The organism is Nocardioides sp. YJ-D4 (assembly GCF_054031495.1).
In genome coordinates this window covers 1,554,117-1,574,102 of record NZ_CM132932.1, presented here as the reverse complement: position 1 = coordinate 1,574,102, position 19,986 = coordinate 1,554,117, and the positions used below count along the sequence as shown (strand labels likewise).

Here is a 19,986-nt window from a genome sequence, read left to right as displayed (position 1 = left end):
ACACCATCTCGGGGATGGTCCGCTCCGCGGACCGATTTTGTCGTGCCAGGAAATCAGGCACTAATCTCACCTGAACCAGATATTGTGTAGTTACATAATAGACAAAGGAGTCTCGGGATGAAGCCGAAGTGGAGCGCACTGCTGGGCGCCGCACTCCTGGCCGTCGTGGCCCTGATCGCCGGACTCCTGGTCCTCGGCCCGAAGACGGTGGCCGCCGGCTCTGCCGCCGCCGACCCGTCGGCCGCGCCGGTCGAGGAAGCCGCGGAGCTGGCCGCGACGACCGACGAGCGGCCCAACATGGTCCTGATCCTGATGGACGACTTCTCCCTGGAGCTGCTCCGCACGATGCCGGAGGCGACCAGGATGGCGGCCGAGGGCGCGACGTACCAGAACTCCTTCGTCATCGACTCGCTCTGCTGCCCCTCGCGCGCAGCGCTGCTCACCGGGCAGACCCCGCACCACACCAAGGTCCTCACCAACACCCAGAACGACCCGGAGCACCCGGTCGGCGGCTGGTCGGCGTTCCAGCGCTACGGCAACGTCGAGAAGCAGTTCAGCATCGGGCTCCAGGAGGCCGGCTACACGACCGGTTTCGTGGGGAAGTACATCAACGCCTACGAGGCCACCGTCGGCTCCGACGGCAAGCGCGTGCCGCCGCCCAAGGTGCCTGGCTGGGACTCCTGGAACGCACTCCTCGGCGGCGCCTACGGCGGCTGGGGCTACCAGAGCACCTTCCTGGACGGCAACGGCGCGGTGCAGCTCCGCAACCACCCGAGGCCGCCGACCTCGGCCGGAGTGGCGCGCAAGGACGCGGGCTACGCCACCAACGTCACCCGTGACTACGCCCTCTCCTTCATCGAGAAGCACCGCGACGACGAGAATCCCTACTTCCTCGAGATCGCCGCCTACGGGCCTCACTCGCGCCTGGGCCACCACTACCCGGGCCTGGACACCTGGTTCCCGCCCGCGTTCGCCGACCAGGCGCCGGCCGGCGACCCCGCGGGCGGCAATTGCGGCCGGGTCGCGTGCGCCGACCTGAGCCTGACGGACCTGGTCGGCTACGGCGACGACCGCTGGGACAACGCGCCGACCTACCTCGGCCGCGGAGGACGTACGTCGCAGGCTCCCGCCTGGCGCACCAACAAGGTCTCGCTGAGCGACGAGACCGCGCTGAGCCAGTACCGCGACCGCGCCCGGATGGTGCAGTCGATCGACCGGATGATCACCCAGGTGCGGAAGGCCGCCGGGGATGACACCTACATCGTGCTGACCTCCGACAACGGCTTCCACCTGGGACAGCACCAGCTCAACGGTGGCAAGGGCGCCCCGTACGACTCCGACACCCGCGTGCCCATGGTCGTCGTCGGCCCGGACGTGGTGCCGGGCAAGCGCAGCCAGTTCGTCAACAACATCGACCTCGCGCCGACCTTCCTCGACATCGCCGGCGCTCCGACCCCGTCCTACGTCTCCGGGACCTCGTTCGCGGAGACCCTGAGCCGGCCGCGGCTGCCGGGTGGGCGGTACGCCTTCTTCGAGCACACCTATGCGAAGTCGCATCCCGGCGAGGTCGACCTCGACAACGGCTCGGGCGGCACCATCGACATCATCCCGTCCTACATCGGGGTGCGCGGCTCGCAGGGCCTGCTGGTCCGGTTCGACCTGGACAAGTCCTGGAAGGGCACCGACTACGCCTACGAGCTCTACCGCTACGACCGGCCGTGGGAGGACCGCAACGTCTTCGCCGAGGATCACGCGAAGCCGTATGCCCGTGACCTGATGCGCCGGTTGAACGCCTACGAGGGTTGCGCACCAGCTGTGTGCCGGGCTTTGACCCGCTGATAACCGATGTGGGCTATGGTGTCTCCGCTGAGGAAATGTGTCCTCGGTCACTTCACAACGGATCGTCCGGCACGTACCTGCCGGTGAAGGAGACAACGGAATCATGGCAACAGTTACGTTCGAGAAGGCGCAGCGTTGGTACGCCGGCGCCGCCGAGCCCGCGGTCAAGGGCATCGACCTCGAGATCAAGGACGGCGAGTTCATGGTGCTCGTCGGTCCGTCCGGATGCGGTAAGACCACCACCCTGCGCATGCTCGCCGGGCTGGAGGAGGTCAACTCGGGTGCCATCAGGATCGGCGACCGTGAGGTCACCAACGTGGCCCCCAAGGACCGCGACATCGCGATGGTCTTCCAGAACTACGCGCTCTACCCGCACATGAGCGTCGCCGAGAACATGGCGTTCTCGCTGAAGATGGCCAAGGTGCCGAAGGCCGAGCGTGACAAGCTCGTCGCCGAGGCCGCCAAGACCCTGGGCCTGACCGACTACCTCGACCGCAAGCCGAAGGCGCTCTCCGGTGGTCAGCGCCAGCGCGTCGCCATGGGCCGTGCGATCGTCCGCCAGCCGCAGGTCTTCTGCATGGACGAGCCGCTCTCCAACCTCGACGCCAAGATGCGCGTGCAGACCCGCACCGACATCGCCAAGCTCCAGGCCGACCTCGGCATCACCACCGTCTACGTCACCCACGACCAGGTCGAGGCCATGACGATGGGCGACCGCGTCGCGGTGATGAGCAACGGTGAGCTGCAGCAGGTCGACACCCCGCTCAACCTCTACCGCAAGCCGGTCAACCTCTTCGTCGCCGGCTTCATCGGCTCGCCGCAGATGAACCTCATCAAGGCCACCGCTGCCGACGGCGGCGGCGCGAAGATCGGGGAGTACGTCGTCCCCGTCGGCACCACCGACATGCCCACGCAGATCACCGTCGGCGTGCGTCCGGAGAGCTTCCGGGTCATCGGCGAGGGCCAGGGCGGGCTGCCGGTCCAGGTGACCGTTGTCGAGGAGCTCGGCTCCGACTCCTACGTCTACGGCACCAGCGACGTCGAGGGTGTTCCCTCGACCCTGATCGTCCGGGTCTCCTCCAAGGACCACGTCAGCAAGGGCGACACGATCTACGTCACCACCGACCCCGAGGACGTCCACGTCTTCGACACCGAGTCGGGTCTGCGCGTCAACTGAGCGCCGACCGACGCGCTCAGTGCTGCTGGTTCATCCGGGCCAGCATCGCGTTGTAGGCATCGAGGGCCTCGTCGCTGTCGGGATCCACGGATCCCGGCTCGGCGGGGCCCTCCGTCGTACCCCGGGCGCTCTCCTCGGCGAGCCGGCTGCTGCGTACGCCATCGAGGAAGCGGCCGGTCATCTTGACCCGGCGCTCGGGTGAGGAGACGACGGCGATCACCAGGCCGATGGCGAGCAGCATCATGCCGCCGTCGCCGCCGGCCCACATCAGGCCGCCGGCGGTCTGGATGTCCTTGACCGCGTCGAGCGCCCACTCGGGCCGGGCGCCGGAGTAGACCGGGTAGAGGTCGCGCTCGGCCTGCAGCATCACGATCCCCACGATCGTGTCGGGCACCATCCCGACGACGAGGAGCGCGATCCGGCCCAGGTAGGGCAGGTCGGTGCGTACCTTCTCCTCGCCGATCGTGCCGGTGAGGAAGAGGAAGCCGGCGACGACGTAGAGCACCTGCTCGCCGACCATCAGCGACGTGCTCTGTGCCATCGAGTCCATGAACCCGGACAGGTGGGTGCCGATGATGACCACCGAGTAGAGCAGCGTGCCGGTGACCGGGTGGATCAGGATGGTGACCGGGAGCGAGCGCATCGCCCGCTCGGCCCGCGGGCCGGTCTCGGCGATGACGGTGAGCGGGTGACCGAGCACCAGGAGCGTGGGCACGACCATGATCAGCGTCAGGTGGAGCACCATGTGCATCCAAGCCAGCGCCATCGCGTAGCCGTTGATGGCCGAGGCGACCACGACGTACATCAGGCCGAGCCCGGTCAGGAACGACGCAACCCGCCAGCGCTTGACCGTCGAGGCCGCGCCGGCGGCGTTGCGGAGCGTGAGATAGCCCGCCGCGAGGATGACCACGGCGAGCAGCCAGCCGGGCTGGAGACTCCAGGTGGTGAAGAACTCGGACCAACCGAGCGGGGGCAGGGAGCCGTGGTCGTGCATGGTCTCACGGTATCTCCGGGCCCACGCCGAAGGTTATTTCGGGCGGCTGCCGGGGTCGATCAGCGGCACCAGGAACAGCCGGGCGAGCGCGCGCAGCTGCGCCTCGTCGTCGATGTCGACGACCTCGCTCGGGGTGACCAGGAACGAGGTCGAGGTGCGGACCATCAGCTCGGCGACGAGGTCGACCTCGATCTCGGCAGGTACGTTGCCGGCCCGCTGCTCGCGACGCAGCTGGCCCGCGACGAAGCGTGCGATCGTGGCCACGGTGCGGCCCCCGTCACCGACGATGGAGTGCACCAGAGAGTCGGTCTCGACGGTGAGCAGGCCCCCGATCAGCGGGTTGCCGCGGATCGCCCGCATCGCGCTGGCGAAGCCGATCTCCACCCGCTCCGCCGCGTCGGCGGCATCGGCGATGTCGAGCACGAACTGGTCGAAGTAGCGGCGGAACTCGCGGCGTACGACCTGCTCGACCAGGGCGTCCTTGTTGGCGAAGCGCCGGTAGACGGTGATCCGGGCGACCCCGGCGCGGTTCGCGACCTCCTCCATGGTGGTCCGCCTGATCCCGATCTGGCGGAACTGCTCCGCGGCGGCGTCGAGGAGCTTCGCGGTCACCGCCTCGTCCTCGATGGGCTCGGCGACGTCCGTGAGCGCCCTGGCGAGCAGCGAGCCCGACTCGCCCTCGGGGACCGTGGCGTGCATCCGCTACGCGGTGACGGTGTGGTCGGCGGCTCGGTCGGCCGTGCGGCGTACGACCTTGATGAAGGCGGGCCACAGTGCTCGGGGCAGGTCGTGACCCATGCCCTTGAACAGGGTGATCTCCGAGCCGGGGACGGCCGCGGCGGTCGCCCGGCCGCCGGAGACGTGGACCATCTTGTCGGTCAGGCCGTGGATCACGCTGAACGGGACCCGGATACGACCGAGGTCCTCGGTGCGGTCGGGCTGGGTGAGCACGGCGAGCATCTGCCGCGCGACGGCGGGCCCGCTGACGCCGCGGTTCCAGGTGTCGATCGCGCGGCGGCGTACCTCGTCCTCGGGCTCGGGGAAGCCGGGGGAGCCGATCTGGATGCCACCCTTGATCTGGCGCTCGATGTAGCCCTCCAGGCCAGGCTTCTTGATGACCAGCGCGGGCAGCAGGGTCGGGTGCTGGAAGCCGACACCGCGACGGCCGGTGGTCGACATCGTCGAGCAGACCGAGCGCACCCGGTCGGGGTGGCGGATGGCGAGGGTCTGGGCGATCATCCCGCCCATCGACACGCCCCACACGTGCGCGGAGTCGATGCCGAGATGGGTCAGCAGCGCGGCCGCGTCGTCTGCGAGGTCGTCCATCGCGTACGGCGCCCGCGTCGGCAGCCCCGCGAACGCACGCGCCAGCCGCGCAAGCGTGATCCGCTCGTCGGAGGGGTGCGGCGAGGAGTGGCCGATGTCGCGGTTGTCGTAGCGGACCACGTAGAACCCGGCCTGGGCCAGCTGCTCGCACAGCTCGGTGTTCCACCAGGTCATCGGGCCACCGAGCCCCATGATCAGCAGCAGCGGATCAGCGCTGGGGCTTCCGAACGTGTCGTACGCCAGCTCGACCCCTCCGGGGAGGAAGGCGGTGGACTCGGTCGGCTCGGCGGCGGTGGTCATGTGGTGATTTTACGGGACGCGGCCAGATGTCTCCGGGACGCGTAGATCTCGACCCGCCCGTCGCTCGGGCTCGCTCGATCTTTTCGCGTTCGCCCGGCGCAAGCGCCGGGCGAGGCTCAGAAGTCGATGGCGCTGTATGCCTGGAGCTTGGCGAGCTGGTGCTCCGAGGTGACCTTGCGGATCGTGCCCGAGCGGCTGCGCATCACCAGGGAGTCGGTGACGATGGCGCCGTGGGGGAGGTACTGCACGCCCCGCATCAGGTCGCCGTCGGTGATGCCGGTGGCGACGAAGAAGCAGTCGTCGCCGGTGACCAGGTCGTCGGTGTGGAGCACGAAGTCGGGGTCGAGGTTGTGGCCGGCGTCGAGGGCGCGCTGGCGCTCCTCGTCGTCCTTGGGCCACAGCCGGCCCTGGATGGTGCCGCCGAGCGCCTTCATCGCGCACGCGGCGACGATGCCCTCGGGAGTGCCGCCGATCCCCATCAGCAGGTCGGCGCCGGAGCCGGCGCGGGCGGCCGAGATCGCGCCGGCGACGTCGCCGTCGACGATGAACTTGATCCGGGCGCCGGTCTCGCGGATCTCCTCGACCAGCTTGTCGTGGCGCGGCCGGTCGAGCACGATCACGGTGATGTCGGAGGCCTTGGTGTCCTTCGCCTTGGCCACCGCGGCGATGTTCTCGGCCACGGGAAGGCGGATGTCGACGACGTCGGCGGCCTCGGGGCCGGTGACCAGCTTCTCCATGTAGAAGACGGCGCTGGGGTCGTACATGCTGCCGCGCGGCGCGACCGCCATCACCGCGACGGCGTTGCTCATGCCTTTGGCCGTCAGGGTGGTGCCGTCGATCGGGTCGACCGCGACGTCGCACTCGGGGCCGGTGCCGTCGCCGACCTGTTCGCCGTTGTAGAGCATCGGGGCGTTGTCCTTCTCGCCCTCGCCGATCACGACGGTGCCGTTCATGGCGACCGTGGAGATCATCGTGCGCATCGCGTTGACCGCGACACCGTCGGCACCGTTCTTGTCACCACGCCCCACCCAGCGGGCCGCGGCCATCGCAGCCGCCTCCGTCACGCGCACGAGCTCCAGGGCCAGGTTGCGGTCAGGAGCGGTGGGGGCGACGCCGAGCGGCTGGGTGTCGTTCATAGGGGTCAATCTATCCGCCGGGCGCGGTGGAGCGGCCACGGTGTCACTTGATCGATCCAGAGACAAGCCTCACAGCAAAACCCGACTGCGGGTCGTTCAGAACCTGCTCGGTGGGGCCGTCCTCGACGATGTGACCATGCTCGATCACCACCACCCGGTCGGCGAGCGCACGGGCGTCGGCCGCGTCGTGGGTGACGATGATGGCGGTCCTGTCCTCGAGGGCGGTACGCAGGGTCTGCCGCAGCGCGGGACGTACGTCGACGTCGAGCGAGGCCATCGGCTCGTCGAGCAGGAGCAGCTCTGGGTCGGCCGCGAGGGCCCGCGCCACCGCTACGCGCTGGGCCTGACCGCCGGAGATCTGCGTGGGTCTGCGGCCGGCGAGCATCTCGGCGCCGACCTCGGTGAGGTGGCGGGTGGCGAGCTCGTTGGCCTGGCGGCGGCGTACGCCACGGGCGCGGGGCGCGAAGGCGACGTTGGCCAGCACGGACAGATGTGGGAAGAGCAGCGGGTCCTGAGCGAGGAGCGCGATCCCGCGGGCGTGCGGGGGAGTGCCGTCCAGGACGCGGTCGCCGAGGCGTACCTCTCCCTCGTCGGGACGCAGGAGTCCGGCGATCACGCCGAGGATGCTGGACTTGCCGGCGCCGTTGGGGCCGGTGAGCGCGACCGTTTCGCCCGCGGCCACGTCGAGGGTGACGTCGATGCCACGCTGGGGGATCACCGCCCGCAGATGAAGCCTGCTCATAGAGCTCTCCCGTGGCGGGCGAAGCCGATCACGGCGACCGCGACGACGACCAGCACCAGCGAGAGCGCGACCGCGGCGTCCGGGTCGTCGACACGGAGCAGGTAGACCTGCAGCGGCATGGTGCTGGTGACCCCGGGGAGGTTGCCGGCGAAGGTGATCGTGGCGCCGAACTCGCCCAGGCAGCGGGCGAAGGCCAGGACCGACCCGGAGAGCAGGCCGGGGCCGACCAGGGGGAGCGTGACGCGCCGGAAGACGGTGGTCGGGCGGGCCCCGAGGGTGGCCGCGACCGCCTCGTAGCGAGTGCCGCTGGTGCGCAGCGCGCCTTCGAGGCTGATCACCAGGAACGGCAGCGCGACGAACGTCTGCGCCATCACCACGGCGAGCGTGGTGAACGGGATCTGGATGCCGACCAGGTCCAGCGACTGTCCCAGCAGCCCCCGCCGGCCGAAGGTGTAGAGCAGCGCCAGGCCGCTGACGACCGGTGGCAGCACGAGCGGAAGGAGCACCAGCGAGCGCATCAGCCCCTGGCCCCGGAAGCTGGTGCGGGCGAGGACGGTGGAGAGAGGTACGCCGAGGAGGATGCACAGCGCGGTGCTCGCCACCGCGGTGCGCAGGCTCAGCCAGAGTGCCTCCAGCGCGGACGGCGAGGTGATCAGCTCCGGGAAGCTCGCCAGATCGACGCGGAGGATGATCGCGGCGAGCGGAACGATGATGAACGCCGCCGCGAGGGCCGCCGGGAACCACAGCCAGCGTGGCATCCCGACGGACGGACCGGCCCCCCTCTGCCGGTCCGTCCGCCTGGCGGTCCCGAGAAGATCAGGGCTGGCTGAAGCCGGCATCGGTCAGGACCTTCTGTCCGGTCTCGCTCAGCACCAGGTCGACGAACTCCTGGGCGAGGTCGGCGTCGTCGGAGCCGTCGATGGTGCTGATCGGGTAGGTGTTCACGACTTGGTCGGCCTCATCGAACTCGACGCCCGTCACGGTGTCGCCGGCGGCTTTGACGTCGGTGACGTAGACCAGTCCGGCGTCCGCGTCGCCGGAGGTGATCTTGGCGAGTACGTCGCTGACCGACTGCTCCTCGCTGACCGGCTCGATGTCGACGCCGGTCTCCTCCTCCATCTGCGCGGTCGCGTTGCCGCAGGGGACCTCGGCCGCGCAGACGACGACCTTGGTCCCGTCCTTGGCGAGATCCTGGAAGCCGGTGATGTCGGCCGGGTTGCCCGGGGGCGTGGCGATCTCCAGGGTGTTGGCGGCGAAGTCCTCCGGGTCGGCGGCCAGGTCGCCGAGCTTGTCCATGTTCTTGGTGTCGGCCGAGGCGAAGACGTCCGCCGGGGCGCCGTCCTCGATCTGGGCCACCAGGTCCGAGGAGCCGCCGAAGCTGGTGGTCACCTTCACGCCGGGATGGTCCTTCTCGAACTCCTCGGCCAGCTTGGTGAACGTGTCGGTCAGCGAGGCCGCCGCGAAGACGGTCAGCTCCCGGTTCTCCGACCCCTCGCTCGAGCTCCCGCAGCCGGCGAGCGCGAGGGTGGCCGCCATCGCGACGGCGGCACCGATTCCAGGGCTCTTGATCATGGGCGCTCCACGACGACGTTGGTTGACTTGATGGATGCGACCGCGCTGACTCCTGGCTCGAGACCCAGCTCGACAGCGGCCTCGGCGCTCATCAGGGAGACGATCCGGTAGGGCCCGCAGACCATCTCGACCTGGGCCATCACGGTGTCCAGGGTGGTCTTGGTGACGATCCCGAGCATCCGGTTGCGGGCGCTGACCGCCTTCGCCCGGTCCGGGTCGGGGGCATCGGCCAGCTCGGAGGCCAGCTCGGCCAGGACGATGCCGTCGATGACCGCCCGGCCGTTCTCCGTGCTTGCCTCGATCCGTCCCGCGTCGATCCAGCGGCGCACGGTGTCGTCGCTGACGCCGAGGAGTCCCGCGGCTTCGGCGATACGGTAGGTGGTCACCGGAGGAGTATCGCATCTGCGGAGAGATCATGGGTGGATTGTCCTCATCTGCGGAACGCTCGGACTCGTTGGTCGAGCTTGTCGTGACCACGATTCGAGGGAACATCGACCGAGTGGGACCATGGAGGGCGTGAGCGACACCGATCAGCAGCAGCCCGCCCAGCCGTCGAGTGAGCCGGCGAGCGAGCAGCCGGAGACCCCGGCGCGCAGCTACCCACGCACGTTCGGTGCCCTGATCGGGTCGATGATCTTCCTGCTCGTCCTCGTCGTCCCGATCGTGCTGATCGTGCAGTGGCGCGGCAACCTCGAGCGTGAGGTCAGCGGTGCCAACGAGACCTACAAGGCCGACTGGGCCGAGGCCGTACGCAGCGCCCAGGTCGCCGACCTCGACGTCGTCTACCCGCGCGAGCTGCCTTCGGGCTGGTACGCCAACACCGACCCGTCCTACCAGGGCGGTGAGGAGCCGGCCTGGACCATGTCGTTCGTCAAGGGCGAGACCTCCTACGTGGGCTTGGAGCTCTCCTCCCGCTCGGCGCAGTCGCTGGCCCAGAAGAACGTCGACACGCAGGCCAAGAAGGGCGACGAGGTCAGCATCGACACCGACGTCGCCGACACCTGGACCGAATGGTCCGACTCCGGCGGCGACACCGCCTACTCTGCCGAGGTCGACGGCCAGACCCTGATGCTCTGGGGCCCCAAGGACGGCGACGTCCGCGACTACCTCGCCCTCATCACCACCGAGCCCCTGAAGTAGCGAGACGCCACCCGCGTCGGCCGAGACGTCACCTACGTCGGCCGACGTGGCAGTGCGGTGACTTCTCGGCCGACCTAGGTGACGTCTCGGGCGACGGGAGTGACGTCTCGTCAGTCCTGGATGGCGGCGTCGATCTTCTTCCGGGCGCCGTCGAGCCACTCCTGGCACAGCGTGGCCAGCTTCTCGCCGCGCTCCCACAGGGCGAGGGACTCCTCGAGGGTGATGCCGCCGGCCTCGAGCTTGCGGACGACCTCGACCAGCTCCTCGCGGGCCTGTTCGTAGGACAGGTCGCTGTTGTTGTCGTCAGTCATCGGCAGGATCTTTCTCAATCGAGGTGATGGTCGTTGTCAGGCGGCCGTCGGCGAGGCGGATGCTGACCGTCTCGCCCTCGGCGGCGTCGGCGACGCTGGTGAGGACGTGTCCGTCGGCATCCTGGGCGACGGCGTACCCCCGTCTCAGCGTCTCCAGGGGTGAGAGCGCTCGAGCTCGGGCGCGATGGTGGCCGATGTCGTCGGCGGCCCGGTCGAGGGCGTGCCCGAGGGTGCGGCGGGCACGGTCGCGCAGCGAGGTGACCTCGTCGCGCCGGGCGTCGATCAGGGAGCGCGGGTCGGCCAGCACCGGCCGGGAGCGCAGCGCGTCCAGGAGCGTCTGCTCGCGGTGGATCAGCGCGGCGATCCCGCCGCGGAGCCGGTCGCGTCCGGTCGCGACGATCCGCTGCTCCTCGACCACGTCGGGTACGACGAGTTTGGCGGCATCGGTCGGCGTCGAAGCACGTACGTCGGCGGCCAGGTCCAGCAGCGGCGAGTCGGGCTCGTGGCCGATCGCGGAGACGACCGGGGTGCGCGCGGCGTGCACCGCACGGATCAGGTGCTCGTCGGAGAACGGCAGCAGGTCCTCGACCGAACCGCCGCCACGGGCGATGACGATCACGTCGACCTCGGGGTCGCGGTCGAGCCGCTGCAGCTTCTCGACGACGTCGGCAGCGCTGCGCGCCCCCTGCATCGCGGCGTACGCCACCTCGAACCGCACCTGCGGCCACCGCCGCTTCGCGTTCTCGAGCACGTCTCGCTCCGCCGCGGAGTTCGCTGCGGTGAGCAGCCCGACCTTGGCCGGCAGGAAGGGGAGCGGGCGCTTGAGCTCGGCAGCGAACAGGCCCTCGGCGGCCAGCAGCTGCCGGCGCTGCTCGAGCCGGGCGAGCAGCTCGCCGAGCCCGACCGGACGGATGTCGCGGGCCTGCAGCGAGAGGGTGCCGCGGTTGGCGTAGTAGGACGGCTTCGCATGGATGATCACCGAGGCGCCCTCGACCAGCGGCGGATTCAGGCTGTCGAGCAGGAACCGCGTGCACGTCACCGGTACCGAGATGTCGGCCACCGAGTCGCGCAGGGTCAGGAAGACGGTCTGCATCCCCGGCCGCCGGCTCATCTGGGCCACCTGCCCCTCCACCCAGACCGCACCGAGCTTGTCGATCCAGCCACCGATCGCGTTCGCGATCTGCCGCACCGGGGCGGGCGACTCGGGGGAGGTGTCCAACGCCATGTCGCCAACCCTAGAGCGGGCCACCGACATTAGAGGTGTCACGCCACGGTCTCTAGACTGGAGCCATGAGCATCGACCTTGGCACCCCACGCCTGATCTCCGACGACGAGAAGGCTGTCCTCCTCGCGGAGCCGCGCGGTTACTGCGCCGGTGTGGACCGGGCCGTGATCACGGTCGAGGAGGCGCTGGACCTCTACGGTGCGCCGGTCTACGTGCGCAAGGAGATCGTGCACAACAAGCACGTCGTCGACGACCTGCGCAACCGTGGCGCGATCTTCGTCAACGAGCTCGACGAGGTGCCCTCGGGTGCGACCGTCGTCTTCTCCGCCCACGGCGTCTCCCCGGCGGTCCACGCCGACGCCGCCGTGCGTGAGCTGAAGACGATCGACGCGACCTGCCCGCTGGTCACCAAGGTCCACCTGGAGGCCAAGCGGTTCGCCCGCGAGGGCTACAGCATCCTGCTGATCGGCCACGCCGGTCACGAGGAGGTCGAGGGCACCATGGGCGAGGCGCCGGAGGCGACCACGCTCGTCGAGGGCCCCGGCGACGTACCCGGCCTCGAGGTCGCCGACCCCTCCAAGGTCGTCTGGCTCTCCCAGACCACCCTCTCGGTCGACGAGACGATGGAGACGGTCGCCGCGCTCCGGGCGAAGTTCCCCGAGCTGCTCGACCCGCCCAGCGACGACATCTGCTACGCCACCCAGAACCGCCAGCAGGCGGTCAAGGAGATCGGCGGGGCCAGCGACCTGGTCATCGTCGTCGGCTCCGGCAACTCCTCCAACTCGGTCCGCCTGGTCGAAGTCGCCCTCGAGGCCGGCGCCAAGGCCGCCTACCGCGTCGACGATGCCAGCGAGATCGACGAGTCCTGGCTCGAGGGCGTGCGCAGCGTCTCGGTCACCTCCGGAGCCAGCGTGCCCGAGAAGCTGGTCGAGGGTGTCGTCGGGTTCCTCAAGGACCGCGGCTTCCCCGACGCCAAGGCGCACAAGAGCGCCGAGGAGTCGCTGATCTTCGCGCTGCCGACCGAACTCCGCAAGGACCTGAAAGCCGCTGCCGCGAGGGGTTGATCCCAGCCCGCCCGGTGGCGTTAGGGTCGAGGGGTGGCCCGATTTCTCGACGTACACCCAGACAACCCGCAGCCCCGTCTGATCAGCCAGGTCGTCGATGCCTTGCGTGACGACCAGCTGATCGCGTACCCGACCGACTCCGGTTACGCGCTCGGCTCGCGGATCGGCAACAAGGACGGTCGCGACCGGATCCTCAAGATCCGTGGTCTCGACGACCGCCACCACTTCACGTTGATCTGCAAGGACTTCGCGCAGCTCGGCACGATGGTCCACGTCGACAACAGCGCCTTCCGGGCGATCAAGCACGCGACCCCGGGGCCCTACACGTTCATCCTCCCGGCGACGCCTGAGGTGCCGCGACGGCTGATGCACCCGAAGAAGAAGACCGTCGGCGTACGCATCCCCGAGCACGCCGTCGTGCAGGCGCTGCTCGAGGAGCTCGGTGAGCCGCTGCTGTCCTCGACGCTGATCCTGCCCGGCGAGACCGAGCCGGAGGTCTTCGGGTGGAACGTCAAGGAGGCGCTCGATCACCAGGTCGACATCGTCATCGAGGCCGGTGAGACCCCGGCCGAGCCGACCACCGTCATCGACTGGTCCGACGGCGAGCCCGAGGTCATCCGTGAGGGTGCCGGCGACGTCTCCGGGTTCCTGGCGCTGGACTGAGTTGCTGGACTGATCAGGAGGCTAGGGCGCGTTCGCGCTCGACCTCGTCGCGGGTCTCGGTGCGCTGTTTCAGCACCCGGCGGCGCATCACCAGGCAGCCCAGGCACAGGGCGTAGCCGATGAAGAGGCTGATCGCGTGGTGTCCGAGGCCGCTGACCACGGCTTGGACGAAGCCGTCCCCGGCGTCGGCGATCGATCCGGGCTGCGTCGCGGCCAGCAGGATGAAGATGCCGAGCATGATCAGCGGCGGGAGCACGCCGACCACGAAGAAGTCGCTGGGTCTGACGATCAGCGCGAGCGTCAGCGCGATCGCCACGAAGGCGAAGTCGAAGAGCAGGCCGATCTGGTCGTCGATGAGCAGATCGACGAAGGTCACCGTCAGCGAGGTGGCGGATCCGAGCGCGACAACATGGCGGCCGGACTCGCGTCCTTCCTCCCAGATGGTGCGCTGACTCATGGGGTCACGATCTCTCGTATGCAGCCTGTGTATCCGAACCCACGGTAGGGCCCGGCACACCGTCATTCTCGGCGGCGCGCCGATCATCTTCCCTTACGCTGCTGAGCCGCTCCACAGCGCGTATCTCCACCGGACGCGGCGTCTCGAGCTCGTCGTCGGTTACCGATAATTCATTGAAACGACGGGCGGCCACCAGGACCCGGTTGTCGAGGGATCCGATCGCCTGGTTGTAGCGGGTCACCGCGGTGTTGAGGGAGCGCCCGATCCCGTCCAGGTGGCTGGACATCGTGGACAGGCGCTGGTGCAGGTCACGGCCGAGCCGGTGGATCTCCCGGGCCTGCTCGGCGAGCGCCTCGTGGGACCACCCGTGCGCCACCGTGCGCAGCAGCGCGATCAGCGTGGTCGGGGAGGCCAGCACGACGCGGCGCTCCGCGGCGTACTCGATCAGGCCGGGCTCGGTCTCCAGCGCCGCCGAGAGGAACGACTCCGCCGGCACGAAGAGCACGACGAACTCGGGCGACTCCTCCAGGAAGCGCCAGTAGGACTTCGAGGCCAGCTGGTCCACATGCGTACGCAGCTGGGCGGTGTGTCTGCGCAGATGAGCTCGGTAGTCGTCCTCGTTGTCCGCCGCCGCGGCGTCCAGGTAGGCGTCCAGGGGGACCTTGGAGTCGACGACCAGCTCCTTGTTGCCGGACAGGTGCACCACCAGGTCGGGTCGCAGCCGCCCGTCCTCGAGATGGACCTGCTCGGAGAAGTCGCACTTGTCCACCAGGCCGGCGAGCTCCACCGCGCGGCGCAGGTGCATCTCGCCCCAGCGGCCCCTGACCTGGGGTTTCCGCAGCGCCGTCGACAGCGACCGGGTCTCGGTCTGGAGCCGCCCGACCTCCGTCTCGAACTGCCCCTGCCAGCGAGCCCGCTCGCGGTCGAGATGCTGCATCTGGTCGCTGAGCCGGTCGAGCCCCTGCATCACCTCGGCCTGGTCCACCATCCCCGCCGCGACCGTCCCCACGCTCCGGGCGCGTGCCCACAGCACCCCGAGCACGACGCCCAGGGCAAGACCGATCACCAGTCCGAGCACGAGGATCCAGATCTCCATACATCGATCCTCGCAGGCACCACCGACAATTTGTTCGGATGGGCACTGTCGGCGGTTCGTGGTTCCATGGAGGCATGGCCCACGACGTCGAGCTCGCCGAACGAGTGCGGGACCTCGTGCCCGCCGGTGCCACCGAGGTGAAGATGTTCGGCGGGCTGGCCTTCATGGTGAACGGCAACATGGCCTGCGCCATCCGCCGCGACGACCTGCTCGTACGCACCGGCAGATCGGCCTTCGAGGCCGCCATCGCCGCGGGTGCCGAGCCGGCGATCATGGGTGGCCGGACGATGTCCGGCTACGTCAACGTCCCCGCCGACCTGCTCAGCGGCGACGCGCTCGCCGGCTGGGTCGAGCGCGGCGTCGTCACCGCCGAGTCACTGCCACCGAAGTAGCGCGACCACCGGAAGGTGATCGCTCCCGGTCCGGTCCAACGGTCGTACGTCCTCGACCTCGGCGCCACGGGCGAAGACGTGGTCGATGCGGATGGCCGGGAGGGCTGCCGGGAAGGTGAACCCGAAGCGGTCCTGCGGTTCGCTGACCTGGGAGATGACCGCACGGAGTGCGCGGTCGCGCGCGTCTGCGTTGAAGTCGCCGGAGACGATCACGACCTCGGTGTCGTCGGCACGCAGAGCCTCGGCGAGAAGCTCGATGCTCCCGTTGCGCGCCCTGACGTCCAGGCCGCGGACGCCCAGCCGGATCGAGGGCAGATGCACGGCATAGACCGCGACGACAGGGGCGTCGTCGGCAGGCCTGGTCTCGACCCGCAGCCCGCGTCTCCACGACGCGTCCACGCCCGCCGGGCGCAGATCGAGAGGTGTCGCGTTCTCCAGCGGTCGTGCCGACCAGACCCCGACGGTGCCGTACGTCTCGTGGTGCGGAAGGACATCGCCGAACGCCCGGCTGTAGTCGTCGACCCGCTCGGGAACCACCTCGTTCAGCGTTACGACGTCGGGCGAGGCCGCGAGGATCTCGCGGACGGTCCCGGTGATGTCCGTGTTCGTGTCGCTCACGTTGTGCTGGACGACGACCAGGTCAGGGCGCGACGCGGGAACGTCGGAGAGCTTGGGATGAAACGTCCAACCCCAGGCCACGGCGGGCACGAGGAACGCGACGACCGCGGCGGCCGACCGTCGCGCCAGCCCGACGATCAGGACCAGCACCGCCACGGCGCCGAGCCAGGGCAGGAACGTCTCCACGAGGCTGCCGATGCCGAGCGCCGACGGGAGATGGGCGTGGAAGACGATCGTGCCGCCGATGGCGAGCAGGAGGATCGCGCACACCGTTCCACGGGACCAGACCGTGCTCCGGCCCTCCCGGTTCACCTCATCGCGGTCAGTCGGCGAGATCGACGATCACCGGAGCGTGGTCGGAGGGAGAGCCGGTGCCGATCGCGGGGTTGCGCTCGTCGAGGTCGACGAACGCGCCCGTCACCCGCGAGGCGAAGGAAGGGGAGCCGAGGACGAAGTCGATGCGCAGGCCGCGGTTGCGCTCGAAGCGCTGCCGGTAGTAGTCGAAGTAGGTGTAGGCCTCCGGACCGGGCACGAAGGGGCGTACGACATCCTTGAAGTCCTTCTCGATGGCGAAGAAGGCGTCGCGCTCGGCGGGGGTGAGGTGGGTCTTGCCGACGAACTGCTTGGGGTCGAAGCAGTCCTCGTCGAAGGGGCAGACGTTCCAGTCGCCGACCATGGCCGAGGGGCCGTCGTGCCAGGCCAGAGAGGCCTTCTGCAGGGCCGCGAGCCATTCGAGCTTGTAGGCGTAGTGCGGGTCGTCGGGCTTGCGGCCGTTGGGGACGTAGACCGAGGTCACCCGGATCCCATCGCACGTTGCCGAGATGGCGCGGGCCTCGGCGACGTCCTTGAACGACGGCATCCCCTCGAACCCGACCTGGATGTCGGTCAGCCCGACCCGCGAGATCAGCGCGACGCCGTTCCACTGGTCGTAGCCGACCGAGGCGACCTCGTAGCCACGGGCCTCCAGCCCCATCGTCGGGATCTGGTCGGGCTTGGCCTTGGTCTCCTGCAGGGCCAGCACGTCGATCGAGTGTCGCTCGACGAAGGCCTCGACGCGGTCGATGCGGGAGCGGATGGAGTTGATGTTCCAGGTGGCGATACGCACGCCCGTCAGACTATCCAGAGGACGTATTGGACTACCGTTTGAGGCGTGGGCAGAGCGACGATCGAGATGCACGGGGTCCGTCGTCTCTATGAGCAGGCCGATCTCGCCGAGCTGATCGCCCTCGACGACATCGACCTGACGATCGAGCCCGGCACGTTCGTGAGCATCATCGGGCCCTCGGGCTGCGGCAAGTCGACCCTGTTGCGGCTGATCAGCGGGCAGGAGTCGGCCGACGCCGGGAAGATCACGGTGTGCGGTCTGACGCCGAAGGAGGCGGCCGAGGCGAAGGCCTTCGGTTTCGTGCCGCAGTCTCCGGCGCTGCTGCCCTGGCTGAGCGTGCTCGGCAACGTGACCCTGCCGCACAAGGTGAATCGCCGCAGCGACCGCGGCCGGCCCGATCTCGAGGCGATGCTGCGCGAGGTCGGCCTGGGGGAGTCGCTCCACAAGCTCCCGGCCGAGCTGTCCGGCGGCATGAAGCAGCGGACCGCGATCGTACGCGCATTCGGGCTGCGCCCTGACGTACTCCTTCTCGACGAGCCCTTCGGTGCGCTCGACGAGTTCACCCGCGAGGCGCTCCAGGAGCAGCTGCTGGAGCTGTGGGAGCAGACCCGCGCGACGGTCGTCTTCGTCACCCACTCGATCTCCGAGGCGGTCAGGCTGTCCGACAAGGTCGTGGTGATGGCTCCGCGACCGGGCCGGATCACCGATGTCATCGACATCGACCTGCCCCGTCCGCGTCACCAGGAGCTGCTCACCTCGCCCGAGTTCCACGCCTACGAGCTCGCCCTCCGGGGCAGCCTGAGGGACGCCTTCAGCCACGGAGAGGTCGTCTCGTGACCCTGGACTCAGGTACGCAGCCGGCCCCTCGGCCACATCTCGTCGTCCCCACTCCCGAGCAGCTCGCCGCGCGCCGCCTGCGCCGCCGTACGCGGCTGCTCCGCCCGCGCTACTGGCTCCCGTTCGTCCTCCTCGTCGTGGTGCTCGGGCTCGCCTGGGAGCTGGGCGCGCGGCGGATGCCCTACCTGTTCGCGCCGCTCGGCGACATCGCGAGCGTGCTGACCGAGGACCCCGGCTACTTCCTGAGCAACACCCTGGTCACGCTCAGCGAGGCGCTGGTGGGGCTCGGGATCGGCTTCGTCGCCGCCTTCGCCCTCGCCGTCGTGGTGAGCGAGATCGCGGTGGTGCGGCGTGCGGTGATGCCGGTGGCCGTCGTGCTCTCGGTGACGCCGCTGGTTGCAATCGCGCCGCTGCTCGTGGTCGCGCTCGGGTTCGGGATGGGGCCGAAGGTCGTCCTGACCGCGCTGGTCTGCTTCTTTCCGATCCTGATCAACGTGGCGACCGGGCTGCGGGCGGTGCCCTCGCCGGTGCTGCAGGTCTACCGGACCGTGGCCGCGAGCCGGCTGGAGGTGCTGCGCTACCTGCGGGTGCCGGCCTCGCTGCCGTACGTCTTCGCGTCCCTGCGGATCGTCTTCCCGCTGTCGATGATCGGCGCCGTCGTGGCCGAGCTCTCCGCCGCGGGGTCGGCAGACGGCCTCGGCAGCGTGATACAGGTGGCCAGCTCGCAGAACAGACTGGCTACGGTGTGGGCAGCGATCTTCGTCCTCGCGGCGCTCGGGTCGCTGCTGTTCTGGCTCGTGACGCTCGCCGAGCGTCGAGTGCTCCACTGGCACGAGTCCTGATCTTCGAGTGAAGGAGCCCTTCATGTCTCGCGTACGTCCGATCGCTGCTGCCCTCACGTCGGCGGTCGTCCTGCTCGGTGCGCTGACCGCCTGCGGGTCCTCGCAGAACTCCGCCGGCGAGCAGGGGAGCGCGGTCTCGGCCGAGCGCTGCGAGCAGAACGAGAAGGCCGGGAAGATCACCTACATGTCGGGCTACTACTGGCAGGCGTCGGCCTCGATCATGGAGGCCATCGCCGCAGATCGGCTCGGCTACTTCACCGATCTCTGCCTCGACGTCGAGCTTCAGCCGGGCTCGGGCGACGTCTCCCAGAATGCCAAGCTGATCGCCGCCGGGAAGGTGCAGGTCGGGCCGCTCTCCGAGCAGGACATCATGACCTCCAACGCGAGCGGCCTGAAGGTGCTCGGCGTCTCGTCCTACTCCAACGCCGGTCTCGACGTGCTGATGACCGGCACCTCGATCACCGACCTGAAGCAGCTCGAGGGCAAGACCCTCGGCCACAAGGGCTGGGTGCCGGTCGGCGTACAGGCGATGCTCGCCGAGGCCGGCGTGGACATGACCAAGGTGAAGCAGGTCAAGGTCGGCTACGACCCCGGCGTCCTGCCGCGCGGCCAGGTCGACGCGCTGGTCGGGTTCGTCTCCAACGAGCCCAACCAGCTGAAGGAGGCCGGCGAGGACGTGACCGTCTGGGAGCCGACCGACTTCGAGGTGCCCGGTTCCCTCGGCGCCTACTCCGTCAACCTCGCCTGGGCCGAGAAGCACCCCACCGCCGTCGAGGACTTCCTCCGGGCCGTCTTCAAGGCCTACACCTACTGCGCCTCCGCGGACCACGTCGAGGAGTGCATCGGCTACCAGCACGACCTGGCCGGCGCCGAGTCCGACGAGAAGCACGAGACGGCCATCTGGCGCACCGAGGTCGCGGTCGCGGCCGACAACCCGCTCCCGGGCAAGTTCGGCTCGGTCGACCCCGACAACGTCGCGGCGCTGGCCGGGGTCGTCACTGCGTACGCCGGGCAGAAGGTCACGCCCGAGCAGGCTGCCTCCTGGTTCGACACCTCCTTCGCGGAGGCCGTCGTCGATGACAGCGACAAGGTGATCTGGCCCGCTCCGTGATGCGACCGGCGGCAAACGTACGAGTTTCGTTCGAAACTT

The 19,986-nt window shown here is 69.3% G+C and carries 23 protein-coding genes; 9 read left to right on the top strand and 14 right to left on the bottom strand.

Translation table 11 applies throughout. The annotated features are described in order from the left end of the window. The first annotated feature begins 117 nt into the window (after positions 1–117). Positions 118–1,839, top strand: coding sequence for a sulfatase-like hydrolase/transferase (locus ACW14X_RS07670; RefSeq protein ID WP_457165200.1), 1,722 nt, complete (start codon positions 118–120; stop codon positions 1,837–1,839). 103 nt (positions 1,840–1,942) lie between these two features. After that, the gene (locus ACW14X_RS07665) at positions 1,943–3,016 is read left to right on the top strand and encodes an ABC transporter ATP-binding protein (RefSeq protein ID WP_160024877.1); all 1,074 of its coding nucleotides are present in this window, start codon (positions 1,943–1,945) and stop codon (positions 3,014–3,016) included. A gap of 16 nt (positions 3,017–3,032) precedes the next feature. Here ACW14X_RS07665 and ACW14X_RS07660 read toward each other — a convergent pair whose 3' ends face one another. From ACW14X_RS07660 to ACW14X_RS07625, 8 genes are all read right to left on the bottom strand, one after another. Then, positions 3,033–4,010, bottom strand: a complete 978-nt coding sequence (locus tag ACW14X_RS07660) for a cytochrome c oxidase assembly protein (protein WP_457165199.1) — start codon at positions 4,008–4,010, stop codon at positions 3,033–3,035. A gap of 33 nt (positions 4,011–4,043) precedes the next feature. Then, positions 4,044–4,709, bottom strand: coding sequence for a TetR/AcrR family transcriptional regulator (locus ACW14X_RS07655; RefSeq protein WP_457165198.1), 666 nt, complete (start codon positions 4,707–4,709; stop codon positions 4,044–4,046). Between the two features lie 3 nt (positions 4,710–4,712). After that, positions 4,713–5,636, bottom strand: a complete 924-nt coding sequence (locus tag ACW14X_RS07650) for an alpha/beta fold hydrolase (RefSeq protein ID WP_457165197.1) — start codon at positions 5,634–5,636, stop codon at positions 4,713–4,715. A 116-nt stretch (positions 5,637–5,752) separates the two neighbouring features. Continuing rightward, entirely contained in the window at positions 5,753–6,772 is a 1,020-nt protein-coding gene (gene glpX / locus ACW14X_RS07645) for a class II fructose-bisphosphatase (protein WP_160024873.1), read from the bottom strand. Between the two features lie 43 nt (positions 6,773–6,815). Beyond that, positions 6,816–7,514, bottom strand: a complete 699-nt coding sequence (locus tag ACW14X_RS07640) for a sulfate/molybdate ABC transporter ATP-binding protein (protein ID WP_457165196.1) — start codon at positions 7,512–7,514, stop codon at positions 6,816–6,818. Further along, positions 7,511–8,272 (bottom strand): ABC transporter permease, encoded by a 762-nt coding sequence (locus tag ACW14X_RS07635; RefSeq protein WP_400458906.1) that lies wholly within the window; start codon positions 8,270–8,272, stop codon positions 7,511–7,513. The genes ACW14X_RS07640 and ACW14X_RS07635 overlap by 4 nt, the downstream gene beginning before the upstream one ends. A 58-nt stretch (positions 8,273–8,330) precedes the next feature. Beyond that, positions 8,331–9,086 (bottom strand): molybdate ABC transporter substrate-binding protein, encoded by a 756-nt coding sequence (modA, locus tag ACW14X_RS07630; protein ID WP_457165195.1) that lies wholly within the window; start codon positions 9,084–9,086, stop codon positions 8,331–8,333. Next, on the bottom strand, positions 9,083–9,472 hold the full coding sequence (locus tag ACW14X_RS07625) for a TOBE domain-containing protein (RefSeq protein WP_350838232.1): 390 nt from the start codon (positions 9,470–9,472) through the stop codon (positions 9,083–9,085). Before ACW14X_RS07625 ends, modA begins: the two co-directional genes overlap by 4 nt. 130 nt (positions 9,473–9,602) lie before the next feature. Between ACW14X_RS07625 and ACW14X_RS07620 the strand changes: the two genes are divergently transcribed. Continuing rightward, complete coding sequence (locus ACW14X_RS07620) at positions 9,603–10,226, top strand: DUF4245 family protein (protein ID WP_400458903.1); 624 nt, start codon at positions 9,603–9,605, stop codon at positions 10,224–10,226. A gap of 110 nt (positions 10,227–10,336) precedes the next feature. Here ACW14X_RS07620 and ACW14X_RS07615 read toward each other — a convergent pair whose 3' ends face one another. Both ACW14X_RS07615 and xseA read right to left on the bottom strand, forming a co-directional pair. Continuing rightward, complete coding sequence (locus tag ACW14X_RS07615; RefSeq protein WP_160024867.1) at positions 10,337–10,537, bottom strand: exodeoxyribonuclease VII small subunit; 201 nt, start codon at positions 10,535–10,537, stop codon at positions 10,337–10,339. Then, on the bottom strand, positions 10,530–11,762 hold the full coding sequence (gene xseA / locus ACW14X_RS07610) for an exodeoxyribonuclease VII large subunit (RefSeq protein ID WP_350838230.1): 1,233 nt from the start codon (positions 11,760–11,762) through the stop codon (positions 10,530–10,532). The genes ACW14X_RS07615 and xseA overlap by 8 nt, the downstream gene beginning before the upstream one ends. 65 nt (positions 11,763–11,827) lie before the next feature. Between xseA and ACW14X_RS07605 the strand changes: the two genes are divergently transcribed. Further along, entirely contained in the window at positions 11,828–12,826 is a 999-nt protein-coding gene (locus ACW14X_RS07605; protein ID WP_160024865.1) for a 4-hydroxy-3-methylbut-2-enyl diphosphate reductase, read from the top strand. Between the two features lie 33 nt (positions 12,827–12,859). After that, positions 12,860–13,489, top strand: a complete 630-nt coding sequence (locus ACW14X_RS07600; RefSeq protein ID WP_457165194.1) for an L-threonylcarbamoyladenylate synthase — start codon at positions 12,860–12,862, stop codon at positions 13,487–13,489. A 13-nt stretch (positions 13,490–13,502) separates the two neighbouring features. Here ACW14X_RS07600 and ACW14X_RS07595 read toward each other — a convergent pair whose 3' ends face one another. Together ACW14X_RS07595 and ACW14X_RS07590 are read right to left on the bottom strand one after the other, a co-directional pair. Then, entirely contained in the window at positions 13,503–13,946 is a 444-nt protein-coding gene (locus tag ACW14X_RS07595; protein ID WP_160024863.1) for a DUF6542 domain-containing protein, read from the bottom strand. A gap of 4 nt (positions 13,947–13,950) precedes the next feature. Continuing rightward, positions 13,951–15,042 carry a DNA recombination protein RmuC gene (locus ACW14X_RS07590; RefSeq protein WP_160024862.1) on the bottom strand — a complete coding sequence of 364 codons (1,092 nt, stop codon included), beginning with the start codon at positions 15,040–15,042 and terminating at the stop codon, positions 13,951–13,953. 74 nt (positions 15,043–15,116) lie between these two features. Here ACW14X_RS07590 and ACW14X_RS07585 point away from each other — a divergent pair, with 74 nt between their 5' ends. Next, the gene (locus ACW14X_RS07585) at positions 15,117–15,434 is read left to right on the top strand and encodes a TfoX/Sxy family protein (protein WP_350838225.1); all 318 of its coding nucleotides are present in this window, start codon (positions 15,117–15,119) and stop codon (positions 15,432–15,434) included. Here ACW14X_RS07585 and ACW14X_RS07580 read toward each other — a convergent pair. Together ACW14X_RS07580 and ACW14X_RS07575 are read right to left on the bottom strand one after the other, a co-directional pair. Then, positions 15,417–16,322: an endonuclease/exonuclease/phosphatase family protein gene (locus tag ACW14X_RS07580; protein WP_160024860.1), complete on the bottom strand. Its 906-nt coding sequence runs from the start codon at positions 16,320–16,322 to the stop codon at positions 15,417–15,419. The genes ACW14X_RS07585 and ACW14X_RS07580 overlap by 18 nt on opposite strands. 52 nt (positions 16,323–16,374) lie before the next feature. Next, positions 16,375–17,157, bottom strand: coding sequence for an exodeoxyribonuclease III (locus ACW14X_RS07575; protein WP_160024859.1), 783 nt, complete (start codon positions 17,155–17,157; stop codon positions 16,375–16,377). Between the two features lie 45 nt (positions 17,158–17,202). On the opposite strand from ACW14X_RS07575, the gene ACW14X_RS07570 reads away from it, so the two are divergent. From ACW14X_RS07570 to ACW14X_RS07560, 3 genes are read left to right on the top strand one after another with little or no spacing between them, the layout of a single operon-like run. After that, positions 17,203–17,994 carry an ABC transporter ATP-binding protein gene (locus tag ACW14X_RS07570; RefSeq protein ID WP_350720381.1) on the top strand — a complete coding sequence of 264 codons (792 nt, stop codon included), beginning with the start codon at positions 17,203–17,205 and terminating at the stop codon, positions 17,992–17,994. Next, positions 17,991–18,836: an ABC transporter permease gene (locus ACW14X_RS07565; RefSeq protein WP_350838223.1), complete on the top strand. Its 846-nt coding sequence runs from the start codon at positions 17,991–17,993 to the stop codon at positions 18,834–18,836. The genes ACW14X_RS07570 and ACW14X_RS07565 overlap by 4 nt, the downstream gene beginning before the upstream one ends. Before the next feature lie 22 nt (positions 18,837–18,858). Continuing rightward, entirely contained in the window at positions 18,859–19,947 is a 1,089-nt protein-coding gene (locus ACW14X_RS07560) for an ABC transporter substrate-binding protein (protein WP_457165193.1), read from the top strand. The last annotated feature ends 39 nt before the right edge of the window (positions 19,948–19,986 follow it).

Bases quoted from the DNA above. Each gene is read 5' to 3' on its own strand.
- ACW14X_RS07670 (WP_457165200.1), top strand. From the start codon at position 118: ATGAAGCCGAAGTGGAGCGCACTGCTGGGCGCCGCACTCCTGGCCGTC.
- ACW14X_RS07665 (WP_160024877.1), top strand. From the start codon at position 1,943: ATGGCAACAGTTACGTTCGAGAAGGCGCAGCGTTGGTACGCCGGCGCC.
- ACW14X_RS07660 (WP_457165199.1), bottom strand. From the start codon at position 4,010: ATGCACGACCACGGCTCCCTGCCCCCGCTCGGTTGGTCCGAGTTCTTC.
- ACW14X_RS07655 (WP_457165198.1), bottom strand. From the start codon at position 4,709: ATGCACGCCACGGTCCCCGAGGGCGAGTCGGGCTCGCTGCTCGCCAGG.
- ACW14X_RS07650 (WP_457165197.1), bottom strand. From the start codon at position 5,636: ATGACCACCGCCGCCGAGCCGACCGAGTCCACCGCCTTCCTCCCCGGA.
- glpX (WP_160024873.1), bottom strand. From the start codon at position 6,772: ATGAACGACACCCAGCCGCTCGGCGTCGCCCCCACCGCTCCTGACCGC.
- ACW14X_RS07640 (WP_457165196.1), bottom strand. From the start codon at position 7,514: ATGAGCAGGCTTCATCTGCGGGCGGTGATCCCCCAGCGTGGCATCGAC.
- ACW14X_RS07635 (WP_400458906.1), bottom strand. From the start codon at position 8,272: ATGCCACGCTGGCTGTGGTTCCCGGCGGCCCTCGCGGCGGCGTTCATC.
- modA (WP_457165195.1), bottom strand. From the start codon at position 9,086: ATGATCAAGAGCCCTGGAATCGGTGCCGCCGTCGCGATGGCGGCCACC.
- ACW14X_RS07615 (WP_160024867.1), bottom strand. From the start codon at position 10,537: ATGACTGACGACAACAACAGCGACCTGTCCTACGAACAGGCCCGCGAG.
- xseA (WP_350838230.1), bottom strand. From the start codon at position 11,762: ATGGCGTTGGACACCTCCCCCGAGTCGCCCGCCCCGGTGCGGCAGATC.
- ACW14X_RS07605 (WP_160024865.1), top strand. From the start codon at position 11,828: ATGAGCATCGACCTTGGCACCCCACGCCTGATCTCCGACGACGAGAAG.
- ACW14X_RS07595 (WP_160024863.1), bottom strand. From the start codon at position 13,946: ATGAGTCAGCGCACCATCTGGGAGGAAGGACGCGAGTCCGGCCGCCAT.
- ACW14X_RS07590 (WP_160024862.1), bottom strand. From the start codon at position 15,042: ATGGAGATCTGGATCCTCGTGCTCGGACTGGTGATCGGTCTTGCCCTG.
- ACW14X_RS07585 (WP_350838225.1), top strand. From the start codon at position 15,117: ATGGCCCACGACGTCGAGCTCGCCGAACGAGTGCGGGACCTCGTGCCC.
- ACW14X_RS07560 (WP_457165193.1), top strand. From the start codon at position 18,859: ATGTCTCGCGTACGTCCGATCGCTGCTGCCCTCACGTCGGCGGTCGTC.